The sequence below is a fragment of the Streptomyces sp. NPDC048415 genome (assembly GCF_040651675.1).
GTDB lineage: Bacteria > Actinomycetota > Actinomycetes > Streptomycetales > Streptomycetaceae > Streptomyces.
In genome coordinates this window covers 36,169-59,121 of record NZ_JBEZKJ010000047.1, presented here as the reverse complement: position 1 = coordinate 59,121, position 22,953 = coordinate 36,169, and the positions used below count along the sequence as shown (strand labels likewise).

25 protein-coding genes are annotated in these 22,953 nt (G+C 70.6%); 12 read left to right on the top strand and 13 right to left on the bottom strand.

Translation table 11 applies throughout. From position 1 onward, the window contains the following. Window positions 1-13 precede the first annotated feature (13 nt). Window positions 14-409, bottom strand: a complete 396-nt coding sequence (locus tag AB0D27_RS27220) for a nitroreductase/quinone reductase family protein (RefSeq protein ID WP_362513873.1) — start codon at window positions 407-409, stop codon at window positions 14-16. Window positions 410-543: 134 nt separating this feature from the next. Between AB0D27_RS27220 and AB0D27_RS27215 the strand changes: the two genes are divergently transcribed. Continuing rightward, a complete protein-coding gene (locus AB0D27_RS27215) occupies window positions 544-2,331 on the top strand; it encodes an ABC transporter ATP-binding protein (RefSeq protein ID WP_362513871.1) in 1,788 nt (595 codons plus the stop codon). Window positions 2,332-2,372: 41 nt separating this feature from the next. On the opposite strand, the gene AB0D27_RS27210 is transcribed toward AB0D27_RS27215, so the two are convergent. Continuing rightward, window positions 2,373-2,855: a VOC family protein gene (locus tag AB0D27_RS27210; RefSeq protein WP_362513868.1), complete on the bottom strand. Its 483-nt coding sequence runs from the start codon at window positions 2,853-2,855 to the stop codon at window positions 2,373-2,375. A gap of 127 nt (window positions 2,856-2,982) precedes the next feature. Beyond that, the gene (locus tag AB0D27_RS27205) at window positions 2,983-3,636 is read right to left on the bottom strand and encodes a phosphoribosyltransferase family protein (RefSeq protein ID WP_362513866.1); all 654 of its coding nucleotides are present in this window, start codon (window positions 3,634-3,636) and stop codon (window positions 2,983-2,985) included. Between the two features lie 178 nt (window positions 3,637-3,814). On the opposite strand from AB0D27_RS27205, the gene AB0D27_RS27200 reads away from it, so the two are divergent. Then, window positions 3,815-4,270: an archease gene (locus AB0D27_RS27200; protein WP_362513863.1), complete on the top strand. Its 456-nt coding sequence runs from the start codon at window positions 3,815-3,817 to the stop codon at window positions 4,268-4,270. A 52-nt stretch (window positions 4,271-4,322) separates the two neighbouring features. Continuing rightward, the gene (locus tag AB0D27_RS27195; RefSeq protein WP_362513861.1) at window positions 4,323-4,499 is read left to right on the top strand and encodes an RtcB family protein; all 177 of its coding nucleotides are present in this window, start codon (window positions 4,323-4,325) and stop codon (window positions 4,497-4,499) included. Window positions 4,500-4,559: 60 nt separating this feature from the next. Here the strand turns inward: AB0D27_RS27195 and AB0D27_RS27190 are convergent, their stop codons facing one another. Both AB0D27_RS27190 and AB0D27_RS27185 read right to left on the bottom strand, forming a co-directional pair. Beyond that, window positions 4,560-5,231 (bottom strand): alpha/beta family hydrolase, encoded by a 672-nt coding sequence (locus AB0D27_RS27190; RefSeq protein WP_362513858.1) that lies wholly within the window; start codon window positions 5,229-5,231, stop codon window positions 4,560-4,562. 438 nt (window positions 5,232-5,669) lie between these two features. Continuing rightward, window positions 5,670-6,809 carry a CapA family protein gene (locus AB0D27_RS27185; RefSeq protein WP_362513855.1) on the bottom strand — a complete coding sequence of 380 codons (1,140 nt, stop codon included), beginning with the start codon at window positions 6,807-6,809 and terminating at the stop codon, window positions 5,670-5,672. A gap of 43 nt (window positions 6,810-6,852) precedes the next feature. On the opposite strand from AB0D27_RS27185, the gene AB0D27_RS27180 reads away from it, so the two are divergent. Further along, entirely contained in the window at window positions 6,853-7,191 is a 339-nt protein-coding gene (locus tag AB0D27_RS27180) for a nuclear transport factor 2 family protein (protein ID WP_362513852.1), read from the top strand. 69 nt (window positions 7,192-7,260) lie between these two features. Further along, window positions 7,261-8,457, top strand: a complete 1,197-nt coding sequence (locus tag AB0D27_RS27175) for an epoxide hydrolase family protein (protein ID WP_362513849.1) — start codon at window positions 7,261-7,263, stop codon at window positions 8,455-8,457. Window positions 8,458-8,496: 39 nt separating this feature from the next. On the opposite strand, the gene AB0D27_RS27170 is transcribed toward AB0D27_RS27175, so the two are convergent. After that, window positions 8,497-8,850: an antibiotic biosynthesis monooxygenase gene (locus tag AB0D27_RS27170; protein WP_362513846.1), complete on the bottom strand. Its 354-nt coding sequence runs from the start codon at window positions 8,848-8,850 to the stop codon at window positions 8,497-8,499. 153 nt (window positions 8,851-9,003) lie between these two features. On the opposite strand from AB0D27_RS27170, the gene AB0D27_RS27165 reads away from it, so the two are divergent. Continuing rightward, window positions 9,004-9,657 carry an ATP-dependent Clp protease proteolytic subunit gene (locus AB0D27_RS27165; protein ID WP_362513843.1) on the top strand — a complete coding sequence of 218 codons (654 nt, stop codon included), beginning with the start codon at window positions 9,004-9,006 and terminating at the stop codon, window positions 9,655-9,657. Between the two features lies 1 nt (window position 9,658). Further along, window positions 9,659-10,261, top strand: coding sequence for an ATP-dependent Clp protease proteolytic subunit (locus AB0D27_RS27160; RefSeq protein WP_362513841.1), 603 nt, complete (start codon window positions 9,659-9,661; stop codon window positions 10,259-10,261). Between the two features lie 25 nt (window positions 10,262-10,286). Here AB0D27_RS27160 and AB0D27_RS27155 read toward each other — a convergent pair whose 3' ends face one another. From AB0D27_RS27155 to AB0D27_RS27145, 3 genes are all read right to left on the bottom strand, one after another. Continuing rightward, window positions 10,287-10,739 carry a helix-turn-helix transcriptional regulator gene (locus AB0D27_RS27155; protein WP_362513838.1) on the bottom strand — a complete coding sequence of 151 codons (453 nt, stop codon included), beginning with the start codon at window positions 10,737-10,739 and terminating at the stop codon, window positions 10,287-10,289. A 160-nt stretch (window positions 10,740-10,899) separates the two neighbouring features. Continuing rightward, the gene (locus tag AB0D27_RS27150; protein WP_362513891.1) at window positions 10,900-11,421 is read right to left on the bottom strand and encodes a DinB family protein; all 522 of its coding nucleotides are present in this window, start codon (window positions 11,419-11,421) and stop codon (window positions 10,900-10,902) included. A 116-nt stretch (window positions 11,422-11,537) separates the two neighbouring features. Then, window positions 11,538-12,908 carry a DUF6777 domain-containing protein gene (locus tag AB0D27_RS27145; RefSeq protein ID WP_362513836.1) on the bottom strand — a complete coding sequence of 457 codons (1,371 nt, stop codon included), beginning with the start codon at window positions 12,906-12,908 and terminating at the stop codon, window positions 11,538-11,540. A 162-nt stretch (window positions 12,909-13,070) separates the two neighbouring features. On the opposite strand from AB0D27_RS27145, the gene AB0D27_RS27140 reads away from it, so the two are divergent. After that, complete coding sequence (locus tag AB0D27_RS27140; protein WP_362513833.1) at window positions 13,071-14,390, top strand: streptophobe family protein; 1,320 nt, start codon at window positions 13,071-13,073, stop codon at window positions 14,388-14,390. 336 nt (window positions 14,391-14,726) lie between these two features. On the opposite strand, the gene AB0D27_RS27135 is transcribed toward AB0D27_RS27140, so the two are convergent. The 3 genes from AB0D27_RS27135 to AB0D27_RS27125 form a co-directional block, all read right to left on the bottom strand. Next, complete coding sequence (locus tag AB0D27_RS27135) at window positions 14,727-15,347, bottom strand: hypothetical protein (protein WP_362513830.1); 621 nt, start codon at window positions 15,345-15,347, stop codon at window positions 14,727-14,729. A 6-nt stretch (window positions 15,348-15,353) separates the two neighbouring features. Continuing rightward, window positions 15,354-17,696 carry an FHA domain-containing protein gene (locus AB0D27_RS27130; protein WP_362513827.1) on the bottom strand — a complete coding sequence of 781 codons (2,343 nt, stop codon included), beginning with the start codon at window positions 17,694-17,696 and terminating at the stop codon, window positions 15,354-15,356. Between the two features lie 64 nt (window positions 17,697-17,760). Further along, complete coding sequence (locus AB0D27_RS27125) at window positions 17,761-18,171, bottom strand: hypothetical protein (protein ID WP_362513890.1); 411 nt, start codon at window positions 18,169-18,171, stop codon at window positions 17,761-17,763. Window positions 18,172-18,540: 369 nt separating this feature from the next. Here AB0D27_RS27125 and AB0D27_RS27120 point away from each other — a divergent pair, with 369 nt between their 5' ends. Both AB0D27_RS27120 and AB0D27_RS27115 read left to right on the top strand, forming a co-directional pair. Next, window positions 18,541-18,921 (top strand): nuclear transport factor 2 family protein, encoded by a 381-nt coding sequence (locus AB0D27_RS27120; RefSeq protein ID WP_362513824.1) that lies wholly within the window; start codon window positions 18,541-18,543, stop codon window positions 18,919-18,921. A 57-nt stretch (window positions 18,922-18,978) separates the two neighbouring features. After that, window positions 18,979-19,266: a DUF1905 domain-containing protein gene (locus AB0D27_RS27115; protein WP_362513821.1), complete on the top strand. Its 288-nt coding sequence runs from the start codon at window positions 18,979-18,981 to the stop codon at window positions 19,264-19,266. Window positions 19,267-19,333: 67 nt separating this feature from the next. Here the strand turns inward: AB0D27_RS27115 and mgrA are convergent, their stop codons facing one another. Beyond that, the gene (gene mgrA, locus AB0D27_RS27110; protein WP_362513818.1) at window positions 19,334-20,323 is read right to left on the bottom strand and encodes an L-glyceraldehyde 3-phosphate reductase; all 990 of its coding nucleotides are present in this window, start codon (window positions 20,321-20,323) and stop codon (window positions 19,334-19,336) included. A gap of 127 nt (window positions 20,324-20,450) precedes the next feature. Between mgrA and AB0D27_RS27105 the strand changes: the two genes are divergently transcribed. Both AB0D27_RS27105 and AB0D27_RS27100 read left to right on the top strand, forming a co-directional pair. Beyond that, a complete protein-coding gene (locus AB0D27_RS27105; protein WP_362513815.1) occupies window positions 20,451-21,344 on the top strand; it encodes a LysR family transcriptional regulator in 894 nt (297 codons plus the stop codon). A gap of 100 nt (window positions 21,345-21,444) precedes the next feature. Next, the gene (locus tag AB0D27_RS27100) at window positions 21,445-22,932 is read left to right on the top strand and encodes a carotenoid oxygenase family protein (protein WP_362513812.1); all 1,488 of its coding nucleotides are present in this window, start codon (window positions 21,445-21,447) and stop codon (window positions 22,930-22,932) included. Window positions 22,933-22,953: the final 21 nt, after the last annotated feature.

The window sequence follows — 22,953 nt, the reverse complement described above, 5'->3', positions numbered from 1 at the left end:
GGTCGCGGCCGGTTCAGTCGGTGATGTCGACGCGCACCGTCGTCAGATCGGCTCCGACGATCCGCACGGCGGCGCTGTTGAACCGCGGCAGGCTCCTCAGCCGGGCGCGGGCGTCATCCCCAGGCAGCACGTGGGCGGTCCCGGTGTGCCACCGTCCCTTGACCCGGACCCGAACCCGGGAATCCGCCCGGATGTTGCGCACGTACTGCGACCTCTCGCCGTACTCGGACACGAACCAAAATTCCCGCCCGACCAGCCGCCCTCCGACCGGCGTCCGGCGCGGAAGCCCGGACGTGCGTCCGGTGGTCTCCAGGAGGGTCTGTGTCGGCAGCCGCTTGAGGAGGGGATTGCCGATGCGTCGCTGGAACGACGTGACTGCCCGGTACTTCAACTCGCGATTGCGCGACACATGTGGTCCTTCCGTTGGCCGACGGTCACCATTCTGCGTGGCGGCCGACCGTCGGGGCCGCCCGGGTGTACTCCGGCGCGGCGCGGGAAGAAAGCGCTCGCCCTCTACTCGGCCACTGGGGAGGACCATCGCCGATGGCGTCGTCCGAGAAACCGCTCGACCACCGCTACCGGGGCGAGCACCCGATCCGCACTCTCGCCTATCTGTTCCACGCCGACCGCCGACGGCTGGCCGCGGCGTTCCTCGTCTTCACCGTCAAGCACAGCCCGCTGTGGATGCTGCCGCTGATCACCGCGTCCATCATCGACACCGTCGTGCAGCACCAGCCGGTCGGCCGGGTGTGGCTGAGCGCGGGCGTCATCCTGTTCATCCTGCTGGTCAACATTCCGCTGCATCTGCTGTACGTACGGCTGCTCTACGGCAGCGTGCGCCGCATGGGCACCGATCTGCGGTCGGCGCTGTGCACCCGGATGCAGCAGCTCTCCATCGGCTATCACTCGCGCGTCAGCGCCGGCGTCCTGCAGGCCAAGGTGATCCGCGATGTGGAGACCGTGGAACAGATGGTGCAGCAGACCGCCGAGACCGGGCTCGGCGCGCTCACCGTCCTCACCGGCGGTCTGGTCGTCATCGCCATCCGCACACCCGAGTTCGTGCCGGTCTTCCTGTGCGTGGTGCCGGTCGCGGCCCTGCTGGTGGCCCGGTTGCGGACGCGGCTGCGCTCCCAGAACGAGCACTTCCGGCACGAGGTCGAACATCTGTCGGCGCGGGTGACGGAGATGACCCGGCTCATCCCCGTCACCCGGGCGCACGGCTTGGAGGGCAAGGCGCTGCGCCGTATGGACGGCACTCTGCGGCAGGTGCTCCGCTCCGGGCTGCGCCTCGATCTGCTCAACGGGCGGTTCGCCTCACTGGCGTGGGTCTTCCTGAACGTCGTCGGAGTGCTCTTCCTGACGGGCGCGGCGCTGGTGTCGTATTACGGGTACTGGGGTGTCACCCCCGGCGACGTCGTCATGCTCAGCGCCTTCCTGACCACCCTCACCAACTCCACGACGACGCTGGCGGGTCTGGCCCCGGTCATCACCAAGGGTCTGGAATCGGTGCGTTCGGTCGGCGAGGTGCTCCAGGCGCCGGAGCTGGAGGACAACGAGGGCAAGACTGAAGTCAGCTCGCTGCGCGGCGCCATCAGCTTCGAAGGCGTCGGGCATACCTACCTCGAGGGCGTCGGACACGCGCCCGACGAAGGCAGGCCCGCCGTAAGGGACTTCACGCTGTCAGTCTTCCCCGGCGAGACGGTCGCCCTGGTCGGCGCCTCCGGGGCCGGGAAGTCCACGGTCCTCAACCTCGTCATCGGGTTCATCCGTCCGACCTCGGGCCGGCTGCTGCTCGACGGAACCGACATGAACACCCTCGACCTGCGCACCTACCGGCGTTTCGTCTCGGTCGTGCCGCAGGAGTCGATCCTCTTCGACGGAACGATCCGGGAGAACGTCGCCTACGGCATGGACGACGCCGGCGACGCCGTGGTGCGCGAGGCGCTGCGCGACGCCAACGCGCTGGAGTTCGTGGACCGGCTGCCGCAGGGCCTCGACACCGTGGTGGGTGAGCACGGGGCCCGGCTCTCCGGGGGCCAGCGGCAGCGGCTGGCCATCGCACGTGCGCTGATCCGCGATCCCCGGGTGCTCATCCTCGACGAGGCCACCTCCGCGCTGGACACGCACTCCGAGGCCCTCGTCCAGCAGGCGCTGGCCCGGCTGCTGCGCGGCCGCACCACGTTCGTCGTGGCGCACCGGCTGTCCACGATCCGGGGCGCGGACCGGATCGTGGTCATGCGAGACGGAGGCATCCAGGAGATCGGCTCGCACGAGGAGCTGCTGCGGCGCGGAGGCGCGTACACGGCGCTGCACAGCGGCCAGCTCGCCTGATCCTCGGGATGCAGGAGCGGGCCGGCCGCCGCGCCGGTCCGCTACTCGCCCTCGTACGCCTTCTCCAGGGCGGCGAGGTCCAGCTTGGACATCTGCAGCATCGCCTGCGTGGTACGGGCCGCCTTCTGCGGGTCAGGGTCGCTGATCAGGTCGATCAGCCTGCTCGGGACGACCTGCCACGACAGGCCGTACTTGTCCTTGAGCCAGCCGCAGGGGCCCGCCTCGCCGCCGTCCTCGATGAACTTGTTCCAGTAGTGGTCGACCTCTGCCTGGTCGTCGCAGTGGATCTGGAACGAGATGGCCTCGTCGAACGTGAACTGCGGGCCTCCGTTCAGCGCGACGAACTTCTGTCCGTTGGCCACGAACTCCGCGGCCAGCACGGATCCGGCGGGGCCGGGCCCGGCCTCGGTGTAGCGGCCGATCCTGCCGAGACTGGAGTTCTTGAAGATCGAGACGTAGTAGTGCGCGGCCTCTTCGGCCTGGCCGTCGAACCACAGACACGTGGTGAATCCGTCAGCGGGCATGCGTACCTCCTCGGGCGGGAAACGTCGTCACTCATGTCGACTGATCGTCGTCCGAGAACTCATCGGTGACGCGCGCCGGGATTCACCTGGCGTAGCACACCCCGGGGCACCGCCCGAGGGGGCACCTTCAGATCGCGGACTGGACCCCGCGCAACACCTCGAGCACCTCATCGTCCGACACCTGCCCGAAGTCGTCGTACCACTGCCCCACCGAGACCAGGTTCCGAGGCTGGTGGAGGCAGATGACGTCGTCGGCCTCGACGCGCAGTGCGTCGGCGGTTCTGGGGGCTCCGACGGGGACCGCCAGGACCAGTCGTGCCGGATCCTGGCGGCGCAGGTGTCGCAGGGCGGCGCGCGCGGTGTTTCCCGTGGCCAGCCCGTCGTCGACGAGTACGACACTGCGGCCGTTCACGCGGGGTGCGGGGCGCCCGCTTCGATAGATCTGCTCACGCCGATGGAGTTCAAGCCGCTCCCGGGCGACGACGGCCCCGAGCTTGTCCTCGGACACATGCAGTGCTTCCAAGGCCGTACGGTCGAACGCGGGCGGGTCCTCACCGACGATCGCCCCGATCCCGAGCTCCGGGTTGTCGGGCAGGCCGATCTTGCGGGCCACCAGGACATCCAGCGGGACGTGCAGGGCTCGGGCGATCTCGGCCGCGACCGGCACCCCGCCTCGCGGGAGGGCGAGCACGAGGGTGTCGGTGAGGTCCCTGTCGCCGGCCCATTCGAGGAGTCGGACAGCGAGTTCCTGTCCCGCCTGCCGACGGTTGTCGAAACGCATGACCCTCGCTTCCTTCCCATCCCGGACTGCTTGAAGAGGGGCGCGCATGATGCGTCGTGATCGCCGAGTACCCCCGGACGCGTCGCGATAGCGTGGACAGAGACGTGGACAGAGACAGAGCAGCCGTGCGCCATCCCACGATCGGTGTGCGCACGGAACGACAGGGCAGACGATCGGCATGGTCGGCGACACAGACGACGAGAGGTCGGAGCGGCGGCAGGGCGAAAGCGGGCACCGGCTGGTGCCGCACACTGCCGCCGTGCGGATCGAGGCGTGGGGTACGAGCCGGGAATGCTGCCTGGTGGAAGCTGTGCTCGCGTTGGTGGGGAGCTTCGCGGACGTGTCGGCGGTGCGGCCGACCTCCGTCCAGCGGATGCGCGTGCCCGAGGGCAGCGACGACGATCTGCTGGCCAGCTTGCTGGAGGAGGTCGTCTTCCGCCTTGAGAGGGACGGCCAGGTGCCCGTGGATGTGGAGGCGGACACAGCCGACGGCGGTCTCGACGTACGGCTTGCGGTCGTCGGCCTGGCGGATGTGGAGATCATCGGCGCCGTTCCGAAGGCCGTCTCGTGGAACGAGCTGCACGTAGGGCCCGACCCCTACGGATGGTCGTGCAGGGCGACCGTCGACGTGTGACCCTCCGGGGGTCTCCTCGGACAGAGCACGCAACGACAGCGGGCGCACCGCGATGCCCTCGCAAGGGCGCCACGCCACCCAGGCCTTCCCGCCCGGGCATCCCGAACTGCCCGCGGATGTAAGGGAGTTCGAACATCTTGTGTTGATTCCAGGCACCATGGGCACGGCATCGTATGTGCTGACCGGGGGCCCGGCATGCGGTGGGATCAGCCGGTCCAGGCGTCCATGATCGCGGGCAGCGGCCTGTTATCCGCACCGACCGGCGCTATGCCACGCGATCGGCCACCGGTCATCGCTCCGTTGCGGCATCCCGCGCAGACGTCAGCCGGTCGTCGCACCACGCCTTGACCGTGTCGGCGACCTGCTCCAGGGCGCCCGGCTCCTCGAACAAGTGGGTGGCGCCCGGCACCACGTGGAGGAAGTTGGGCGCGTTCAGCTGCCCGGCCGCCCACTGATTCAGTCGAAGCACCTCTTGGTCCTCGCCGCCGACGATCAGCAGTACAGGCGCTCGAACACGCTCCAGGGCCCTGCCCGCCAGATCCGGGCGTCCACCCCGCGACACGACGGTCAGCACCCGCTCCGGCCGCTCCGCGGCGGCCACCAGCGCCGCCGCCGCTCCGGTGCTGGCACCGAACAGGGCGACCGAAAGCCCGCGAATGTCCGGCTGTACCTCCAGCCAGTCGATCGCGGCCACCAGACGGCGCCCCAGCAACGGGATGTCGAACCGGTGCTCGGCCGTGCGCGCGTCCTGGCGGTCCTCCCGTTCACTGAGCAAATCCATCAGCAAAGTGCCGAGCCCGGCCGTGCGCAGCTCGGCGGCGACCATCCGGTTGCGCGGACTGTGCCGGGAGCTGCCGCTGCCGTGCGCGAACAGCACCACCGCCCGCGCCGCTGACGGCACGACGAGGTCACCCGCGAGCTCTTCGCTCCCGGCCGGTACCAGAACCATCTCGGAGATCACCGGCCCGCCCTCCGTCCTGAGGCGTCACCCACCTGTGGTCTGCTCCGTACGCCGCTCCCCGCCGCACACGCCCTGTTCCTTCCCTCCTATGGCGACGCGGCGCCGCTTGGAGGGACGGACTTCGCCGGCAGGATCCGCAGGATGCCGTCGGTCAACTCCAACGGGTACCCCGGCCGAGGTCGACGACACTCCGGCCGGGGCTCCCCCAACGAGGAGGTGCGGTCGGCCCTCGATGCCCCATTCACCGCCCGGGGGCCTCGCCCGGCGTCGATCGCTCGCAGGGTGGGTCTGCCGATGGGGGCGTACACCCCGGGCGGTGGCGGGCCCGGACCCGCCGTCGAAGGCCATCCGGCGCCGGGTGCACCGCCACAGGGCGAGGGCGAACCGCGGCGAGTTCATGGCTCCCACCCCGAGCGGGGTCAGCCGCAGCCGTCGGTTTCATCGGCCACTCCCGGTCCCGTGGGCGGCCGCCGGACGGAGCAGCCTGAGCGCGCCGTCGGGATCCAGGGTGATGTGGACACCGACGCTGATCCGATCGAGGGTCGCGCGCAGCCATGTCCGTTCCTCGTCCGTCGCCGGCTCCAGCCGCATCCGCCGGGCCCTCAGCGGCACCATGCGCAGGTCGGCCAGCCTCCCGGTGTCCGCCTCAAGCGAGACGAGGTAGGCGAACCGAAGGTCGTCGCGGTACTCCTCGTAGCCGCTGATGCCCTCGTAGTCGTCGATGAAGTCGCCGCAGCCATACAGGACCAGCCTGTCGCGGTACACCTCAAGGGGGCGGGCATGGTGGGAAGAGTGCCCGTGTACGACGTCGACTCCGCCGTCGACCAGCGCGTGTGCGAAGCGGATCTGGTCCCGAGGGATGCGGTATCCCCAGTTGGAGCCCCAGTGCACGGAGACGACCGCGATGTCGCCCGGTCGCTTCACCCGCCGTACGCGCTGGGAGACCGCGGCGGCCTCGGCGGGCGACGGATCAGCGACGTAGGCGACACCGGCCTGGTCGTCGATCGCCGCCCAGCTCGGTGGAATACCGCTGGACGACATGCCGATGGCGAACACCAGCACACGTCCGGCCCGTCGGCCGACGGTGACCACCGCCGGCGCGTGCGCCTCGTCGGCATTCCGTCCCGCACCCGCCGCGGCCAGGCCCGCACGGGCCAGCGAGTCGAGCGTCTCCTCAAGGCCGGGACGGCCGAAGTCCAGGACGTGGTTGTTCGCCAGGACGCACACATCGGGCCGGGCCACCGCCAGGGCCGGGACGTTGGCCGGGTGCATCCGGTAGTGGATCCCTTTCCCCGGTGCGAAGTCGTCGCTGCGCGTGACGGCCGTCTCCAGGTTCACGATCCGGACATCCGGCGAGGACTCCTCCAGCGTGCGCAACGCGTCACCCCACGGCCAAGAGGGAGGAACCGGCGCGGGGATCGCCCCGCTCGCCGACTCCGCCGCCCGCACGTAGGCCCCGGCGTCCCCGGCGTAGCTCTCCCGCAGTGCCGGATCGCCGGGGTGCGCGAGAATCTGATCGACGCCCCGCCCGAGCATCACATCGCCGCACAGGAACAGCGTCAGCACACCGCCACCCATGCGTCCACACTATGCCGCTTCTCCACGATCACCAGGAGATCGAATGATCAACAGCCCGACCGGCGTCGTCGAGGCGGCGTTCGAGTACTACGGGTCGCAGAACCGCGACGCGGCCCTCGCTCTCTACGCGGACGATTTCTCGTTCACCAGTCCGCAGGACGATCACATCGACAAGGCCACGTTCTTCGAACGCTGTTTCCCCACCGCCGACCGGTTCAAGGAGCAACGGCTGCTGCGCGTTACTCCCGCGGACGAGGAGCTCGTCTTCGTCTACTACGAGTACGAGCTCACGACGGGCGGCAGACACCGCAACATCGAGGCGATCACCGTACGGGACGGACTCATCCGGGAAGTGCAGGTCTTCTTCGGCGGGAAGGTCTGAAGGGCACGGTCGTACGCCGCCCCGAAAATGACCGGCGTCACCCTCCGCTCGGAGTTAGCATCCGCGGACATGACATCGTCAGACACCTCGCGCGTTCACCCTTTCCGTCTCGACTTCCCGCAGAGCGACCTCGACGATCTGCACCAGCGGCTCGACCGCACCCGGTGGCCGGACGAGCTGCCCGGCGTGGGGTGGTCGTACGGCGTTCCGCGGGACTATCTGCGGGAGCTCGTACGGTACTGGCGGCACGTCTACGACTGGCGGGCCGCCGAGGCGCGGCTCAACGCATGGCCGCAGTTCACGACCGAGATCGACGGCGCGCGCGTTCACTTCGCGCACATCCGGTCCCCGGAACCCGATGCGACTCCGCTGATCATCACGCACGGCTGGCCGGGGTCGATCGTCGAATTCAGCGATGTCGTCGGGCCGTTGACCGACCCTCGTGCGCACGGCGGCGATCCGGCCGACGCGTTTCACCTCGTCGTGCCGAGCATTCCCGGATTCGGGCTCTCCGGGCCGACGCGGGAGACCGGATGGGAATTCACCCGGGTGGCCGCCGCGTTTGCCGAGCTCATGGAGCGCCTCGGCTATCGCCGATACGGCGCGCAGGGCGGGGACTGGGGCGGGGCCATCTCCCGGGAACTGGGCCGGGCCCATCCCGAGCGCGTCATCGGCGTACACCTGAATCTCTTGCCCGGTTCCTCCGCGGCCGCCGAGCCGACGGCCGAGGAACTGGCCGAGTTGAGTCCGGAGGAGCGCGAGCGCACGGTGGCGTCCTGGCGGCGGGGCCGGGACTGGAGCCGCGACGAGCAGGGGTACGCCGATGTCCAGTCCACGCGGCCGCAGACTCTCGCGTACGCGCTCACGGACTCGCCGGTCGGCCAACTCGCCTGGATCGCCGAGAAGTTCAAGCAATGGACGGACTCCAAGGACCGCCCCGAGGACGCTGTCGACCGGGATCTGCTGCTGACCAATGTGATGCTGTACTGGCTGACCGGCACGGCCGGTTCGTCCGGCCGCATCTACTACGAGCGGGCCCACGCGCACTACTGGGGCGCGCCGCCCGAACCGTCGACCGCCCCGACCGCTCTCGCCGTCTTCCCCCGGGAGAACTTCCTGCCGCTGCGGCACATGGCCGAGCGCACCAACAACATCGTCCGGTGGACCGAATTCGACCGGGGCGGCCATTTCGCCGCGATGGAGCAGCCGGATCTACTGACCGCCGATGTACGGGCCTTCTTCCGGGAGCTTCGCGAGGCCGGGTGAGACCGAGGCGGCCGGGTGAGGCCGAGTCCGAGGGGCTCCTCAGTTCTGGGCGCCGTCATCGGGGAAGTCGGGGTACAGGGACACCTGGGGGCGAGCGCTCGCCCATGCACGGATGTCGGGCCCGATGGGGCCGTAGATCTCGACGGAGACCATGTCCGCGCATTGCCCGACGCGCGCCAGCAGGTCTGCCGCGCGCTCCTGGTGGACCGCGACGGCCGCGGAGTCGACGTACTCCTCCAGCACCAGATAGCTGCCGCCACCGGCGGAGAACAGTCGGTAGGTGAGAGTCCCGGACTCGTCCTCCGTCTGCTTCCGCAGGGCGAGCGCCAACTCCTCGAACTCCGCCTGCCTTCGGTCGTGGGCGTCGAACCGCGCGCGTACGAAGATGCTCATCTCCACATGCAAACAGATCCCTGGGTTCGTCGTGCCGTGATCGGCTCTGCCCGCGGCGAATCTGCCGCGGGCAGAGAAAGCTGCTCCCCCGGCGCGTCCGGAGCCACAGTGGAGAACGCGGCGACCGCAGCCGCGCAACGACAAGGAGGACCCATGACTCCACTCATCACCGGATGGGACCCGGCCCGCGCGCCGCGGGCCGAAGAGGGCGACACCCGAGCGACCCGCTTCGACGACCATCTGGCCGCGCAGCTGCTCGCCCAGCGGATCGTCTTTCTCGGCACACAGGTCGACGAGGTCTCCGCGAACCGGGTCTGCGCCCAACTGCTTCTGCTGTCCGCGGAGGACGCGCGGACCGACATCAGCCTGTACATCAACAGTCCGGGCGGATCGGTGACGGCGGGGCTCGCGATCTACGACACGATGCGGCTGATCCCCAACGACGTCTCCACCCTCGCGATGGGCTTCGCGGCGAGCATGGGGCAGTTCCTGCTCAGTGTGGGAACGCGCGGGAAGCGTTTCGCGTTGCCGAACGCGCGGATCATGATGCACCAGCCGTCCGCCGGCATCAGCGGCACCACCGCCGATATCGAGATCCAGGCGCAGAACCTGGAGTTCACGAAGAACGCCATCGAGCGGATCACCGCGGAACACACCGGCCAGAGCGAGGAGACGATCTCCCGGGACGGCGACCGCGACCGCTGGTTCACGGCCGAACAAGCCAAGGACTACGGCATGGTGGACCGGGTCGTCGAGTCGCTCGACGACGTCCGCCCGGCCGCGTCACGACGACGGATGGGGCTCTGACATGGGTACGTACACGATTCCGAACGTCGTCGAGCGGACCCCGCAGGGCGAGCGGTCCTACGACGTCTTCAGCCGGCTGCTGTCCGAGCGGATCATCTTTCTCGGCACGGAGATCGACGACGGAGTCGCGAACGTCGTCATCGCGCAACTCCTCCATCTGGAGTCGTCGAGCCCGGAGAACGAGATCGCGATCTACATCAACTCGCCCGGCGGCTCGTTCACTTCGCTCATGGCGATCTACGACACGATGACGTTCGTGCAGGCGCCGATCTCCACGTTCTGCGTCGGACAGGCGGCCTCGACGGCGGCGGTGCTGCTGGCCGGGGGCGATCCCGGGCGACGGTTCGTACTGGAGCACGCGCGCGTGCTGCTCGGTCAGCCGGCCAGCGCAGGGCGGCAGGGCACGGTCTCGGACCTCACCCTGCAGGCCAAGGAGATGCTCCGCATCCGCTCCCAGGTCGAGGAGGTGCTCTCCCGGCACACCCACCACGACATCGCGACGCTGCGCGCGGACATGGACCGGGACAAGGTCTTCACCGCGCGGGAGGCGGTGGCGTACGGGCTCGCGGACGAGGTGCTGAGCCGGCGGCTCGCGGTGCTCTGACACCTCGGTCACCGCCGGGCCGGCATCAGGCTGCGAGGCACATGCCGTCGTAGCGCGAGGACGAGGTGGAGCGGGTGCGGGCCGGCCTCACCTGGGCGAGCCGGGTGAGTTCATCCTGGGCCAGCGACAGCAGGTCGGTGAGGCCGAGGCCCAGGGCGCGAGCGGCGGCGGCGAGCACCTCGGAGGAAGCCTCTTTGCGGCCGCGCTCCAGCTCGGAGAGGTACGGCATGGAGATCCGGGCCTCGTCGGCCACGTCCTTGAGGGTGCGCTCCTGGGCGAGGCGCTCGCGCCGCAGGACGTCGCCGACGAGGTCGCGCCACAGCGGCTCCTTCGCCGGGGCCGGGGGTACCTGGCGGGGCGCGAGGACCGGGCGGGGCCGCTGTGGCGCGAGTCCGGGAGCGCCGGCCGGGGCGGGACCAGGCGCGGCGGCGGGGCGCAGCGGGATGACGCGGGCTTCGTTCGGCGCGTGGTTGCTCACCCCTTCAGCCTAGAAGCGCTGGGCGGCACGGGAAGGGATTGGCGTTCCGCTCTGGGTGAAGCCCCCGCTGACGCCGTCCCCGCCGACCGACTCGGCAGTCGCTCCGTTACTGGCCAACTCGGCAGTCGATCCGCTACTGGCCGACTCGACGGTCGGCCCGCTACTGGCCGACCCGGCCGTCGATTCCCTCGCGCAGGAAGTCCGCGTGGCCGTTGTGGCGGGCGTACTCCTCGATCATGTGCACCAGCACTTCGCGCAGGGCGATGGGCTCGTCGCCGTTGCTGCCGGTGGCGGCCAGGTCGGGGGCCTCGGCCACGAACCGTTCGGCGAAGGCGACTTCGGAGCGCCAGGTGTCCCAGGCCTCGGCGACGGCTTCGGGATCGGGCACCGCACCGTGGAAATCCCCGTTGGGATCGTCGTCGGAGCGGTAGTGGCGTGGCACGTCCTGTCCGGCCATCACCCGCCGGAACCACGTCTGTTCGACTCCGGCCAGATGCCGCACCAACCCGAGCAACGACAGGTTCGACGGCTCGATCGAACGCCGGGCCATGGCGTCGGCGTCGAGCCCGGCGCACTTCATCACCAACGTCAGCCGCTGGTCCCGCAGATACCCGACGAGCGTCTCCCGCTCCCCCACGAACCCGCCGTCGCTCCGCGGATCCTCCTTCGGGTGCACGAACATGTCCCACCAACCGAAACTCCGCTCGATCCCAGGACGGTCACCGGACTGCGGTCGGACGCTGTCAGCCATACACACGAGCATCGATCGCCGCCACGAGATCCGCCACCGGTTTTCCCTCACAGCCCCGGGGAGATCGTGGACGGCCCCGGGGCGCTGGAGAGCGAGGAGGTGAGGGCGGGGGAGGACGCCGACGACGGCTCGGTGGTCAGACTCGAGGACGCCGAGCCGGACGTCGAGGTCGTCGAGGTCGTCGGGGTGGTCGGGGTCGTCGACGGGGGCTCGGTGGACGGAGACTTCGATTCCGGCGAGGACGGTGAGGACGAGGACGGCGAGGGCGACGACGAGCTGGCCGACGGCGTCGACGACTTGGGCGACGGCGACTTCGGCGATGGGGACTTCGGCGATGGGGACTTCGGCGACGCCGAGCTCGGAGTCCGGGAGGAGACGCTCACCGACGGGGAGGGGTTCGCCGGGGGGTGCGTCTTCTGATCGTGATGGCCAGTGTCGCCCTTGTGCCGCGCGATCCACTCGTCGTGGTCGGGGTCGAAGATGACGAACACGTTGATGATCGTCGTCGAGGGCGCGACGACCACGACGTTCTGCGTCCGGTACGACGGCCATGAGTCGCCCGTCGGCTTCGGTGTGCTGTGCTGCGCGACCGGCGCCAGCAGCGGGTTGCCGCAGCCGCAGCGCACCCGGGGCACGCCGTGGCCGTCGACGAGGACGGCGGTGCCCGTCTGCAGCACCGCCTGATAGCTCGTCACGGCGCCGGCGCGGTAGCCGTGGTTGGTGACGCGGGTGTCCATGCGCAGCTGCACGGGGGTGAGCGAGCGCAGGTACGCGGGCACCTCGGACGCCTGTATGCCCTCCGTCGAGGCGAACGCCCTGTTCTTCGCCGGGTCCGCGCGCAGCGCGCCGATCTGCTTCTCCACGTCGCAGGGGGAGACGTTGCGCGTGCCGCCGTAGAGGCCGGGCGCCGAACCGTCCACGCCCCGCGTGACGCTGGCGGGTGCCGAAGCGGTCGACGCCGCGGGGGTTTGGGGCGCGGTCGAGCTGTCCGTCGCGGTCGACTCGGTGAACGGGTCGGGTCCCGACTTGCCTGCGGCCTGGAGGAAGACCTCGCTGCCGGTCGTGGTCGTGTGGTTGGACCGGGTGAAGACGAGGCCCAGAACTACCGCGGCCACCAGGACGCCGGTGATGAGCGCGATGCGGGGCGCCGACTTCCACCAGGGCCGGTCGGGCCCCTTGCCCTGGCCTGACTCGCCCGGGCCGAGCGGCCCACCGGGTTCGGACGGCCCGCCCCTGCCGCCCGCTCCACCGGACCCTCCGCCGTCGCCCGCGCCCGAGCCACCGCTCCGCGGCCCCAACGGCGGCCGACCGCCCGGCTGAGTCGGAGTCGGATCGGACGTGCTCGGCTGCGTCGGACCCGTCAGCGGACCCGAAGGCGGTCCGGTGGGGCGGTCGGAGGACGGAGGTTCGACGCTCACGAGCTCTTCTTCCCAGTGAAGGGGCTGCGGCATTTCATATGATTCATGCAGCTTTCTTCCACAACAGATCCATTGTGTGCTCCGATCCCTCACCGCCCGCAAGCTGACGCCGGTCGGCCCTCACGAGGGGCGGACGGCGTCGGCGCTGCTTAGCGTGGCAGCGTGAGCGCCCAGACACCGTCCGACCAGGCAGTGGGCCGCCACGGTGAGCGGACGGCCGCCCGCCACGGCTGGCTTCAGGCCGTCGTGGCCGTGCTGGCCGGGCTGATCGCCATGGGTGTGGTCGCCGCGCTCGGGCTGTGGGCGGCCGGCGCCGCCGACCTCCCCGACAACGCGTTCCCGCGGGTCGTCGCGGCCACGGTCGTCACGGCCGTCGGCGGCACCGTCGAACTCGCGGGGGACGCCGGAGCCATCGCCGGCACCAAAGCGGGCCTGACGGTGATTCCGCTGTCCGTGACGCTGACCGGAGTGCTGGTGCTCGCGGCCGGTTTCCTGCGGCCTCTGCGTCACCGGGCCGTCGCCGGGGCTCCCGAACTGGCTGGGTGGGCGGCCCGGATGGCCGTCCTGTGGGTGCTGGGCCTGGTCGGGCTCGCGCTCCTGGCCCGCCAGAACTTCACCGTCGATCTGGGCAACGGCACCATCGGCGACATCGGCAACCTGTTCGGCGCCACGCCCAAGGTGGGCTTCAAGACCGACGTGGCGCGGACGCTGGGCTTCGGGGTGCTGTGGCTGGCGGGCGTCTTCGTCGTCGCCCTGCTGGTCTCGCGCCGGGCGCCGCTTCCCGCCCGGCTGGTGCGCTTCCAGGAGTCGGTGCGTCCGGCCGCGTACGCGATGGTCGTGCTGCTGCTGGTGTACGTGGCCCTGGGCGTGGTCGTCGCGCTGGTGGCGGCGGCGACCCGGGGACACGTGCCCGCGACGTTCGCCGTGATCCTGCTCGGGCTGCCCAACGTGGCCTGGCTGACCCTCACCATCGGGCTGGGCGCCACCTGGAACGGGCGCGTGGGCGGGCCCTTCGGACTGCCGATGCCGCATGTGCTCGACGAGGTGCTGCGCACCCGGGACGTCTCCGCGCTCAATCTGCGCAGCCTCGCCGACCACGACGGCAGGTGGTGGTGGCTGGTGGTCGTCGACGCCGTACTGCTGCTCGCGGTCGCGTTCGTGATGGCGGCCCGTTCACCGGCTCGGATGCGGGCCTGGCAGCACGCCGTGCACATGGCGGTCGCGCTCGCGCTCACCGTGCTCATGATCTGTCTCCTCGGCCGGATCTCGGCACACTACGGTCTGTCGATCCTCGGCATCGGCGACCTCGGCGGCGGCCTGAAGGGGGAACTCTTCCTGAAGCCGGAGGTGTGGACCGCGCTCGGATTGGCCGTGCTGTGGGGTCTCGTCACCGGGTTCCTGGGCAGTCTGCTGGCCAAAGGGGTGCACCGGCGGGGCGAGGTCGGCGACTCCCCGGACCGGCACGGCGCCACGTCCGACTGACCCGTCCGAACCACACCGCCCAACTCATGCCGAACGGTCCGGCGGCCGCGGAACACCGGCCGGTCGCCCCTCGGCGACTGCGGCTGCGGCAGCCCAGTGCCAGCGGCTGCGGCAGCAGCAGGGGACGCGCGAGCGCAGCGGCGGCAGCAGCAGACGGGGGGGGCCAGGCGGGTGCCACGGTGACAACACGGGTTGCCCTCAGCCCTCCCCCCGGCACCGCCACGGGCTACCCATCAGCACCTCCCCCCAGGCACCGCCGCAGGGGTGCTGCCGTCACCCGAGTCCCAGCGCGCGTCCGCCATCAGGCGTCTCCCCGGTCGGACCGCGCACCGCGGGTCAGGCGTCTCCCCGGCCCTCGCCCTCGTACGGCACGAGGCGGGTGGGCTCGTGGCCCTCCGGAGCCGGTTCCGGTACGACCCTGGTTTCCCCCCATGCCGCCTGCGCCTCCCCGGTATGCTCCGGCGGGCCGGGCGCGGGGCCCCGCTCGGCCGCGAAGGTGCTCAGCCGTGTCCCGTCGCAGTACACCCATCGCTCGTGTTCACCGTCGTACAGCCACAGGGACTCGCCGTCGACGACCACCCCGATCCGCTGTCCTTGTGTACGCCTCCGGAAGGACTCCGCGTCGAGCTGCCCGGCGGCGAGTTCCTCGGCAGCGCCCCGGTAGCGGGTGAGCGCCTCCTCGACGCGGGTGAGCAACGGGCGCGGGTCCGCCGTGCGGGCGAGCGGGCTGCTCGCGGCGGGCGGTGACTGCGGTACGGCGACCAGCAGACGGCCGTCGACCCAGGCCGACCAGCCGTTGGCGCAGACGACGCGGCCCCAGTCCCCGAGCCGGTCGACCAGCTGAACCGGCAGCAGCGCGTCGAGGGGCACCGTGGGCCGGGACGGGTCCGGCGTCTCCCAGGCGGCCAGGCCGTCCTGCGGAACGACGTGCGTGGGGCGGAAGTCGGGGGTCGTCATCGGCGCCTACTTCCGCATGACCGCGGGTTCGTGCCGCCGCAGCAGACGGCCCACCGCGTATCCGAAGACGGCGGAGAGGACGACCAGCATCGCCATGTTGAGCAGCCAGATGCCGGCCGAGTGCCTGAGCAGCGGGTCGGCGGTCAGGTCGCCGGGGACGATCCTGGCCAGGCCGATCGTCCCGGCCATCGCGCCCAGCGCCCAGCGCGAGGGCACCAGCCAGGACAGCTGCTCGATGCCCGGCACCCCGTTCACGTTCAACAGTGCCCCGCAGAAGACCACTTGGACGATGGCGAGCAGCACGAGGAGCGGCATGGTGACCTCCTCCTTGCGCACCAGCGCGGAGACGAGGAGGCCGAGCATCATCGCGGTGAAGGCGAGCAGAGCCACCGCCACCGTGAGCTCCACGAGCGGCGGCATGAGCACCCCTTTGCCGCGGGGTGCGTTGAGGTCGACACCTAGCAGGGCGACCAGGGTGAGCACGACGGCCTGGAGCACGGTGACAGTGCCGAGGACGACGACCTTGGACATCAGGTACGCCGATCTGGACAGGCCCACCGCGCGTTCCCGCTGATAGATCACCCGCTCCTTGACCAGTTCGCGCACGGCATTGGCGGCGCCGGTCAGTACCGCGCCGACACAGAGGATGAGCAGCGCGTTCATCGCCGTCTCCTGGCTCAGCCTGCTGCCGGCCAGCGCCCGGGCCATCGCGCCCATCACGAACGGCAGCGCGATCATGACGGCGAGGAAGGTCCGGTCGGCGCTGAGCACGGCCGCGTAGCGGCGGACCAGCGTGCCGAGCTGGGCGCCCCAGCTCCGGGCCTCGGGCGGCGGTCCCACCAGCGCGCCGGCGGCGTCCCGGGACAGCCGCGGCTGTGAGCTGGAGTTGTCGATGTACTCACGGTGGAAGGGCGAGTCCCGGTACTCCGCCGCCCAGTCCCGGCCCTCATCTCGGTCGAAGGCCTCGAACGCCTCGGGCCAATGCCGGTAGCCGAAGAATGCGAGGGTGTCGTCGGGCAGGCCGTAGTAGGCGACCTTGCCGCCGGGGGCGAGCACCAGGAGCCGGTCGCAGACGTCGAGGCTGAGCACGCTGTGGGTGACCACGATGACGGTTCGGCCGTCGTCGGCCAGGCCGCGCAGCATGTGCATCACCGAGCGGTCCATGCCGGGGTCCAGGCCGGAGGTCGGCTCGTCGAGGAACAGCAGCGACGGCTTCGTCAGCAGTTCCAGGGCGACGCTGACCCGTTTGCGCTGGCCGCCCGACAGGCTGTGGATGGGCTGGTCGGCGCGTTGCGTGAGGCCCAGTTCACCGATCACCTCGTCGACCCGCGCGCGGCGCTCCGCCTTCCCGGTGTCCTGCGGGAAGCGCAGCTCGGCGGCGTAGGTGAGGGCGCGGCGCACGGTCAGCTGCGCGTGCAGGATGTCGTCCTGCGGGACGAGACCGATGCGCTGGCGCAGCTCGGCGTAGTCGCGGTACAGGTCGCGGCCGTCGTAGAGCACCGTGCCGTGGTCGGCGGGGCGCTGCCCGGTGAGGGCGTTGAGCAGCGTGGACTTTCCGGCGCCGCTCGGGCCCACGACGGCCAGCAGGCATTTCTCGCCGACGGGAAAGGACACCTCGTCCAGGAGCTTTTTGCGGCCGTGGTCGACTTCGACGGTCAGGTCCTGGACGTCCAGGGAGACCTCGCCCGTGTCGACGTACTCCTGCAACTGGTCGCCGACGAGGCAGAAGGCGGAGTGACCGATACCGACGATGTCACCGGGCGTGATCAGGGCACGCTCCACGGGCTGTCCGTTGAGGAAGGTGCCGTTGTGGCTGCCGAGGTCGACGATCACGTACGTCCCGTCCGGCAGTGCGCGCAGCTCGGCGTGCCGACGGGAGGCCACCAGATCGTCGATGACCAGGTCGTTGTCGCCGCCGCGGCCGATGCGGACGGTGCGGGCCGGCAGGGGCCGTACGGTGGTCGGCCGGCGGAAGGTGCCGGTGGCGGCCGGCATGGAGACGGCCGAGGGGCGCTCCTGGGCCGGTGGCGTGTGGCCGACGAGGACGGCGCGCGGGCCGTCTGCGGGGCTGCCGAAGCGGATGACGCTGCCCGGGCCCACGCCCCACTCGTGGACGCGTCGGCCGTCGGCGTATGTGCCGTTCGTGCTGTTCTCGTCCTCGAGGGTCCAGTGGTCGGCGTCGGGCCGCAGCACCGCGTGGTGCCACGAGACGCGGACGTCGTCGAGGACGACGTCGCTCGAGGGGTCGCGCCCGACGCGATAGTCGTGGCCCGGACTCATCACCGTGGAACCCGTCTCGGTCTCGAGGACGAGTTCGGGCGCGGTCGGCGCGACCGGCCGCTCTGCCATGCCAGAATTCTAGCTATTCGTCCAGATATGCGCCCAGTGCACCCGGGCCGGAGCGCGCGGGCGGTCAGGCGGCGGAGATGCCGAGCGCGGCTGCGGTCCGGTGCATCCGCAGGGCGTCCACGGACTCGGCGAGCAGTTCGTATTCGGTGGTGTCGTCGCTGGTGGCGACGCGGACGAGTTTCCCCGCGGCCAGTTCCTCGGCGACCAGTTCCTGTTGAAGCGTGTCGCCGCACCAGGCCCGCAGCATGGTCGGCACGTCCGGGACGGTGTCGGCCACCGGGGCGATGGAGTTCGGCGGGAAGGTGGGGTCCTCGGGCTGCGGATCGAGCCGTTCCGCCATCCACGCGGCCCGGTCCCGCATCCACCACAGGGCCAGCGCCAGGGTCGGCGCGCGATAGGTACCCAGGGGTACACCGACGCGCTGACCACCGCATATTCCGTAGGCGGTGACATGGCACAGGAATTCGTCGTGCACGATCGCTCCCCCACTGGCGTCGCTCGCTGCCGGTCCGGCCTCGCTTTCCCTGCGGCTCATTCGCTGTGCACGATGGTGCTGTCCGGGCGTGGCTGAAGTGCCCTAAGGATTGAGTATCGCCACTCCTGACACTCTGTCACCATGCCATTCCAGCCAGTCTTCTTGGCATATTCACCGCCGGGTTTGGCTGAAACACCACAGGCTTGCGCCGAGACCCTGGGCTGAGGCCGTTCTCAGCGCATTACCCGCGAGGTAATCGACGCCCCGGGAGCTGCCCGGCAGGGTGGTCGTACCGGATCCCGACGGGCACGACAGATCAGGAACCGGCCCCTGACCAGCAGGTACGACCTCGATGGAGGCTGATTCACCATGTCCGCGAGCAACCGTTACGAGACCGCCGTCGCCCGTTACTTCGAGGCCTGGAACGCGGGCGGGCAGGAGGCCCTGGCGAAGGCGGTCGCCGCCGCCTGGACCGCCGACGGCAGCTACACCGACCCGCTGGCCGATGTCCACGGCCACGAGCAGATCGCGGCCGTGATCGCGGCGGCGCACGAGCAGTTCCCCGGGTTCGCGTTCCGGCTCCTGGGCGCCGTGGACGGGCACCACGACACCGCGCGCTTCGGCTGGGAGCTGGTGGCCGAGGCGGACGGTTCGGCGCCGGTCGCCGGATTCGACGTGATCACCCTGGACAACGAGGACCGTATCCGGAGTGTGTACGGGTTCTTGGACCGCGTACCGGCACAGGGATGAGTTTTCCCGCCCCGGACGGTCTCTTGAGCAGGAAGACCACGGGACAGGGAGAGCGGAATGAGCACAGTGAGCAAAGTGAACGCGGAATTCACCGCGGTCTTGCGCAAGAGCCCCGAGAAGGGCGGCTGGACCTATGTCGTGTGGCCAGAGTCCGTCGCGTTCTTCGGAACGCGCGGACTGGTCAAGGTCGGCGGCACGATCGACGGCCGGCCTTTCCGCAGTTCGTTCATGGCCCTCGGTGACGGCACGCACAAGTTGCCGGTCAAGGCCGACGTGCGCAAGGCGATCGGGAAGGAGGAGGGGGACACCGTGACCGTCCGCCTGGTGGAGCGCCTCGACGGGTAGCGCCGTGGCGCGATGGCGGTCACGCGCCCCAGAGGCGGCTGCCCGCCTCTGGGAGCACCTCAGGGGCCTACGGCTTGACGATCGCGTCGATCCGGGCGAGCTCGTCCGGATCGAACTCGAGGTTACCGATGGCCGCGACGCTGTCCTCCAGCTGCCGCGGGCTGCTCGCGCCGATCAGCGCGGAGGTCACCCGGCCACCGCGCAGCACCCAGGCCAGCGCCGTCTGCGCCAGCGACTGACCACGCGACTTGGCGATCTCGTCGAGGGCCCGCAGCTGCCGCACGAGATCCTCGGTGACCGTGTCCGCGCTCAGGAACGGGCTGTCGCTCGCGGCGCGCGAACCCTCCGGGATGCCGTCCAGGTATCGGCTGGTGAGCAGGCCCTGCTCGAGCGGCGAGTAGGCGATGGACCCGACCTGGAGTTCGTCCAGGGTGTCGAGGAGGCCCTCCTCGGGGCGGCGGTCGAGCATCGAGTAGCGGGGCTGGTGGATGAGCAGCGGGGTGCCCAGCTCCCCCAGGATGCGGGCGGCTTCGCGGGTCTGCTCCGGGGAGTAGTTGGAGACGCCGACGTACAGCGCCTTGCCCTGCTGGACCGCCGAGTGCAGGGCGCCCATCGTCTCCTCCAGGGGAGTCTCCGGGTCGGGGCGGTGCGAGTAGAAGATGTCCACGTGGTCCAGGCCCATGCGGTGCAGGCTCTGGTCGAGCGAGGACAGCAGGTACTTGCGCGAGCCCCACTCGCCGTACGGGCCGGGCCACATGAGATATCCGGCCTTGGTGGAGATGACCAGCTCGTCGCGGTACGGCGCGAAGTCGGCCCTCAGGGCGTCACCGAGGGCGGACTCGGCGGCGCCGGGCGGCGGACCGTAGTTGTTCGCGAGGTCGAAGTGGGTGACGCCGAGGTCGAACGCGCGGCGCAGGATCGCGCGCTGGGTCTCCACCGGCCGGTCGGGGCCGAAGTTGTGCCACAGGCCGAGCGACAGCGCCGGGAGCTTCAGGCCGCTGCGTCCGGTGCGCCGATAGGGCATGTCCGCGTAACGGTCGGTGTGTGCGGTGTACAAGGCGTACTCCTGAAAGGCCGGGAAAACAGGTCTCCACTCTCGCGGGTGTGCGGGGCAGCGGTCCAACGGGAGAATCGGATGGGATTGAGCGATTCGGCTTCTCAATGAGCGATTACGCTTGCCCCTCATGGAACTGCGCCATCTTCAGCATTTCGTCGCGGTCGCCGAGGACCAGCACTTCACCCGGGCGGCGGAGCGGCTGATGGTTTCGCAGTCGGGGCTGTCCTCATCGATCCGCGCCCTGGAGCGGGAACTCCAGGCACCGCTGTTCGTCCGTACCACCCGGCGGGTGACGCTCACGGAGGCCGGCCGCGCCCTGCTGGGGGAGGCGGAGCGGATCCTGGCCCAGGTCCGTTCGGCCCACGACGCCGTGGCCGCCGTGCAGGGCGTGCTGCGCGGCACGCTCTCCCTCGGCACCGAACAGTGCATCGCGGGAGTGCGGGTGGCCCAGCTCCTCGCCGCTTTCCGGCGGCGCCACCCCGACGTGGAGATCCGGCTGCGACAGGCGGGTTCCGAAGCGCTGGCCGAGGAGGTCGGCGCGGGCCGTCTCGACCTGGCCTTCGCCGTCCGGACGCGGGCGGACACCGACCAGCTGCGCTCGGTCCCGCTGACCAGCGAGCCGATGACCGTGCTCTGCCACCCGGCGCACCACCTCGCTACCGCCGCTGTTCTCACCCCCGAGGAACTGGGCGGCGAGGCCTTCGTCGACTTCCACCCCGACTGGGGACCGCGCCGCACCACGGACGCGGCCTTCGCCGCGGCGGGCGTGCACCGGACGGTGACCCTGGAGGTCAACGACGTACACAGCCTCCTGGAACTCGTCCACGAAGGCCTCGGCATCGCCGTCGTACCCCGGCACTTCGGCCTCAAGCGCGAGGCCGGCGACCTCGCCGCGCTCCCTTTCAAGGGCGCCTGCGAGGCGTCGTACGAGACCGTCGCCATGCTCCCGCCGCCGGACGCCACCAGTCCGGCCGCGCGGGCGCTGATGGGGCTCCTCGACACCTCCGAAGAGGGGGCCTGACACCACCCCCAGAGGGGCCCCAGCACTCCTGACCCGGCCCGGCCCCGCGCCGCAGACTCGTGGACGTCCAGCACGAGAGGCGCGAGGCGGGAGTACGGAGATGACGGATCACACGCGACGGACGGTCCTGCGGGGCGCGGCGGTCACGGCGGCGGCGGGAATCGCCGTCGGCATGGGCGGCCGGGCGGCGGCGGCCCCGCCCCGCGCACAGGAGACACGCCGCTATCCCTTCCTGGAGGGCGCGTTCCAGCCCGTCACCGAGGAGCTGACGGCGTTCGACCTGCCGGTCACCGGGCGGATCCCCCGCGAACTGAACGGCCGCTTCCTGCGCAACGGCCCCAATGTCCTGGGCCTCGAGGACCCGCGCGCCCACCACTGGATGCTCGGCGACGGCATGGTGCACGGCGTACGGCTGCGGGACGGCCGCGCCGAGTGGTACCGCAACCGCTGGGTCCGCTCGTCCACCGTGGCGAAGAAACTCGGCGAGCCCTATCCCGGTCCGGTGCCGCCGGACGACTTCCCCTGCAACACCCACGTCATCGGCCATCGGGGCCGGATCCTGGCGCTCCAGGAGAGCGGGCCGCTGCCCTACGAACTCGACCACGAGCTCAACACGGTGGGCACGTACGGCTTCCGCGGCACCCTGAAGGGGGCCTTCACCGCGCACACCAAGTTCGACACGGTGGCCGGCGAGCTGCACGCGATCGCCTACTACCCGACCTGGGACCACGTCCGCCACCACGTCATCGACCACACCGGCCGGGTCGTGCGGACCACGCGGATCCCGGTGGCGGAGGCGCCGATGATGCATGACTTCGCGCTCACCGAGAAGTACGTCGTGATCTTCGACCTGCCCATCACCTTCGACCCCGCGGCGGCGGAGCGCGGCGACCTGGTGCCGTACGTCTGGAACGAGAAGCACCCCACCCGCGTCGGCCTGCTGCCGCGGGCGGGCGGCGCGGTCCGCTGGTTCGAGGTGGCGCCGGTCTATTACTCGCACACGCTGAACGCGTACGACGAGGGCTCGTCCGTGGTCGTCGACATGACGACATACCCGGCGCCGTTCTACGTCGCGGGCCGCGGTGCGGACGGACCGTACGGGGCGGGCACCGCCTCGCTCGAACGCTGGACCATCGATGTGGCGCACGGACGCGTACGCACCAGGACGCTCGACGACCGGCCGCAGGAGTTCCCGCGTGTCCACGAGGCCTTGGTCTCCCGACGGCACCGTTACGCCTACACGGCGGCGGCCGCCGACATGACGCTGGCGTACCTGACGGCGGACGGCAATCCGCCCGACCGCGCCTTCAGCAACGCGCTGATCAAGCACGACCTGCTGCGCGGCACCACACAGGTCCACCGGCTGCCGCGCGACGCCGCCGCCGGAGAAGCCGTCTTCGTCCCCGCCGAAAGCGCGCGGGCCGAGGACGACGGCTACACGATCGCGTATGTGCACAATCCCGACCGTGGCGCGGCCGACCTGGTGATCCTGGCCGCCCAGGACTTCACCGGCGAGCCGGTCGCCCGCGTCCATCTGCCCGGCCGCGTACCGCTCGGCTTCCACGGAAGCTGGATTGCGGACGCGTGAGGCAGCGCGATGCGCGATGGT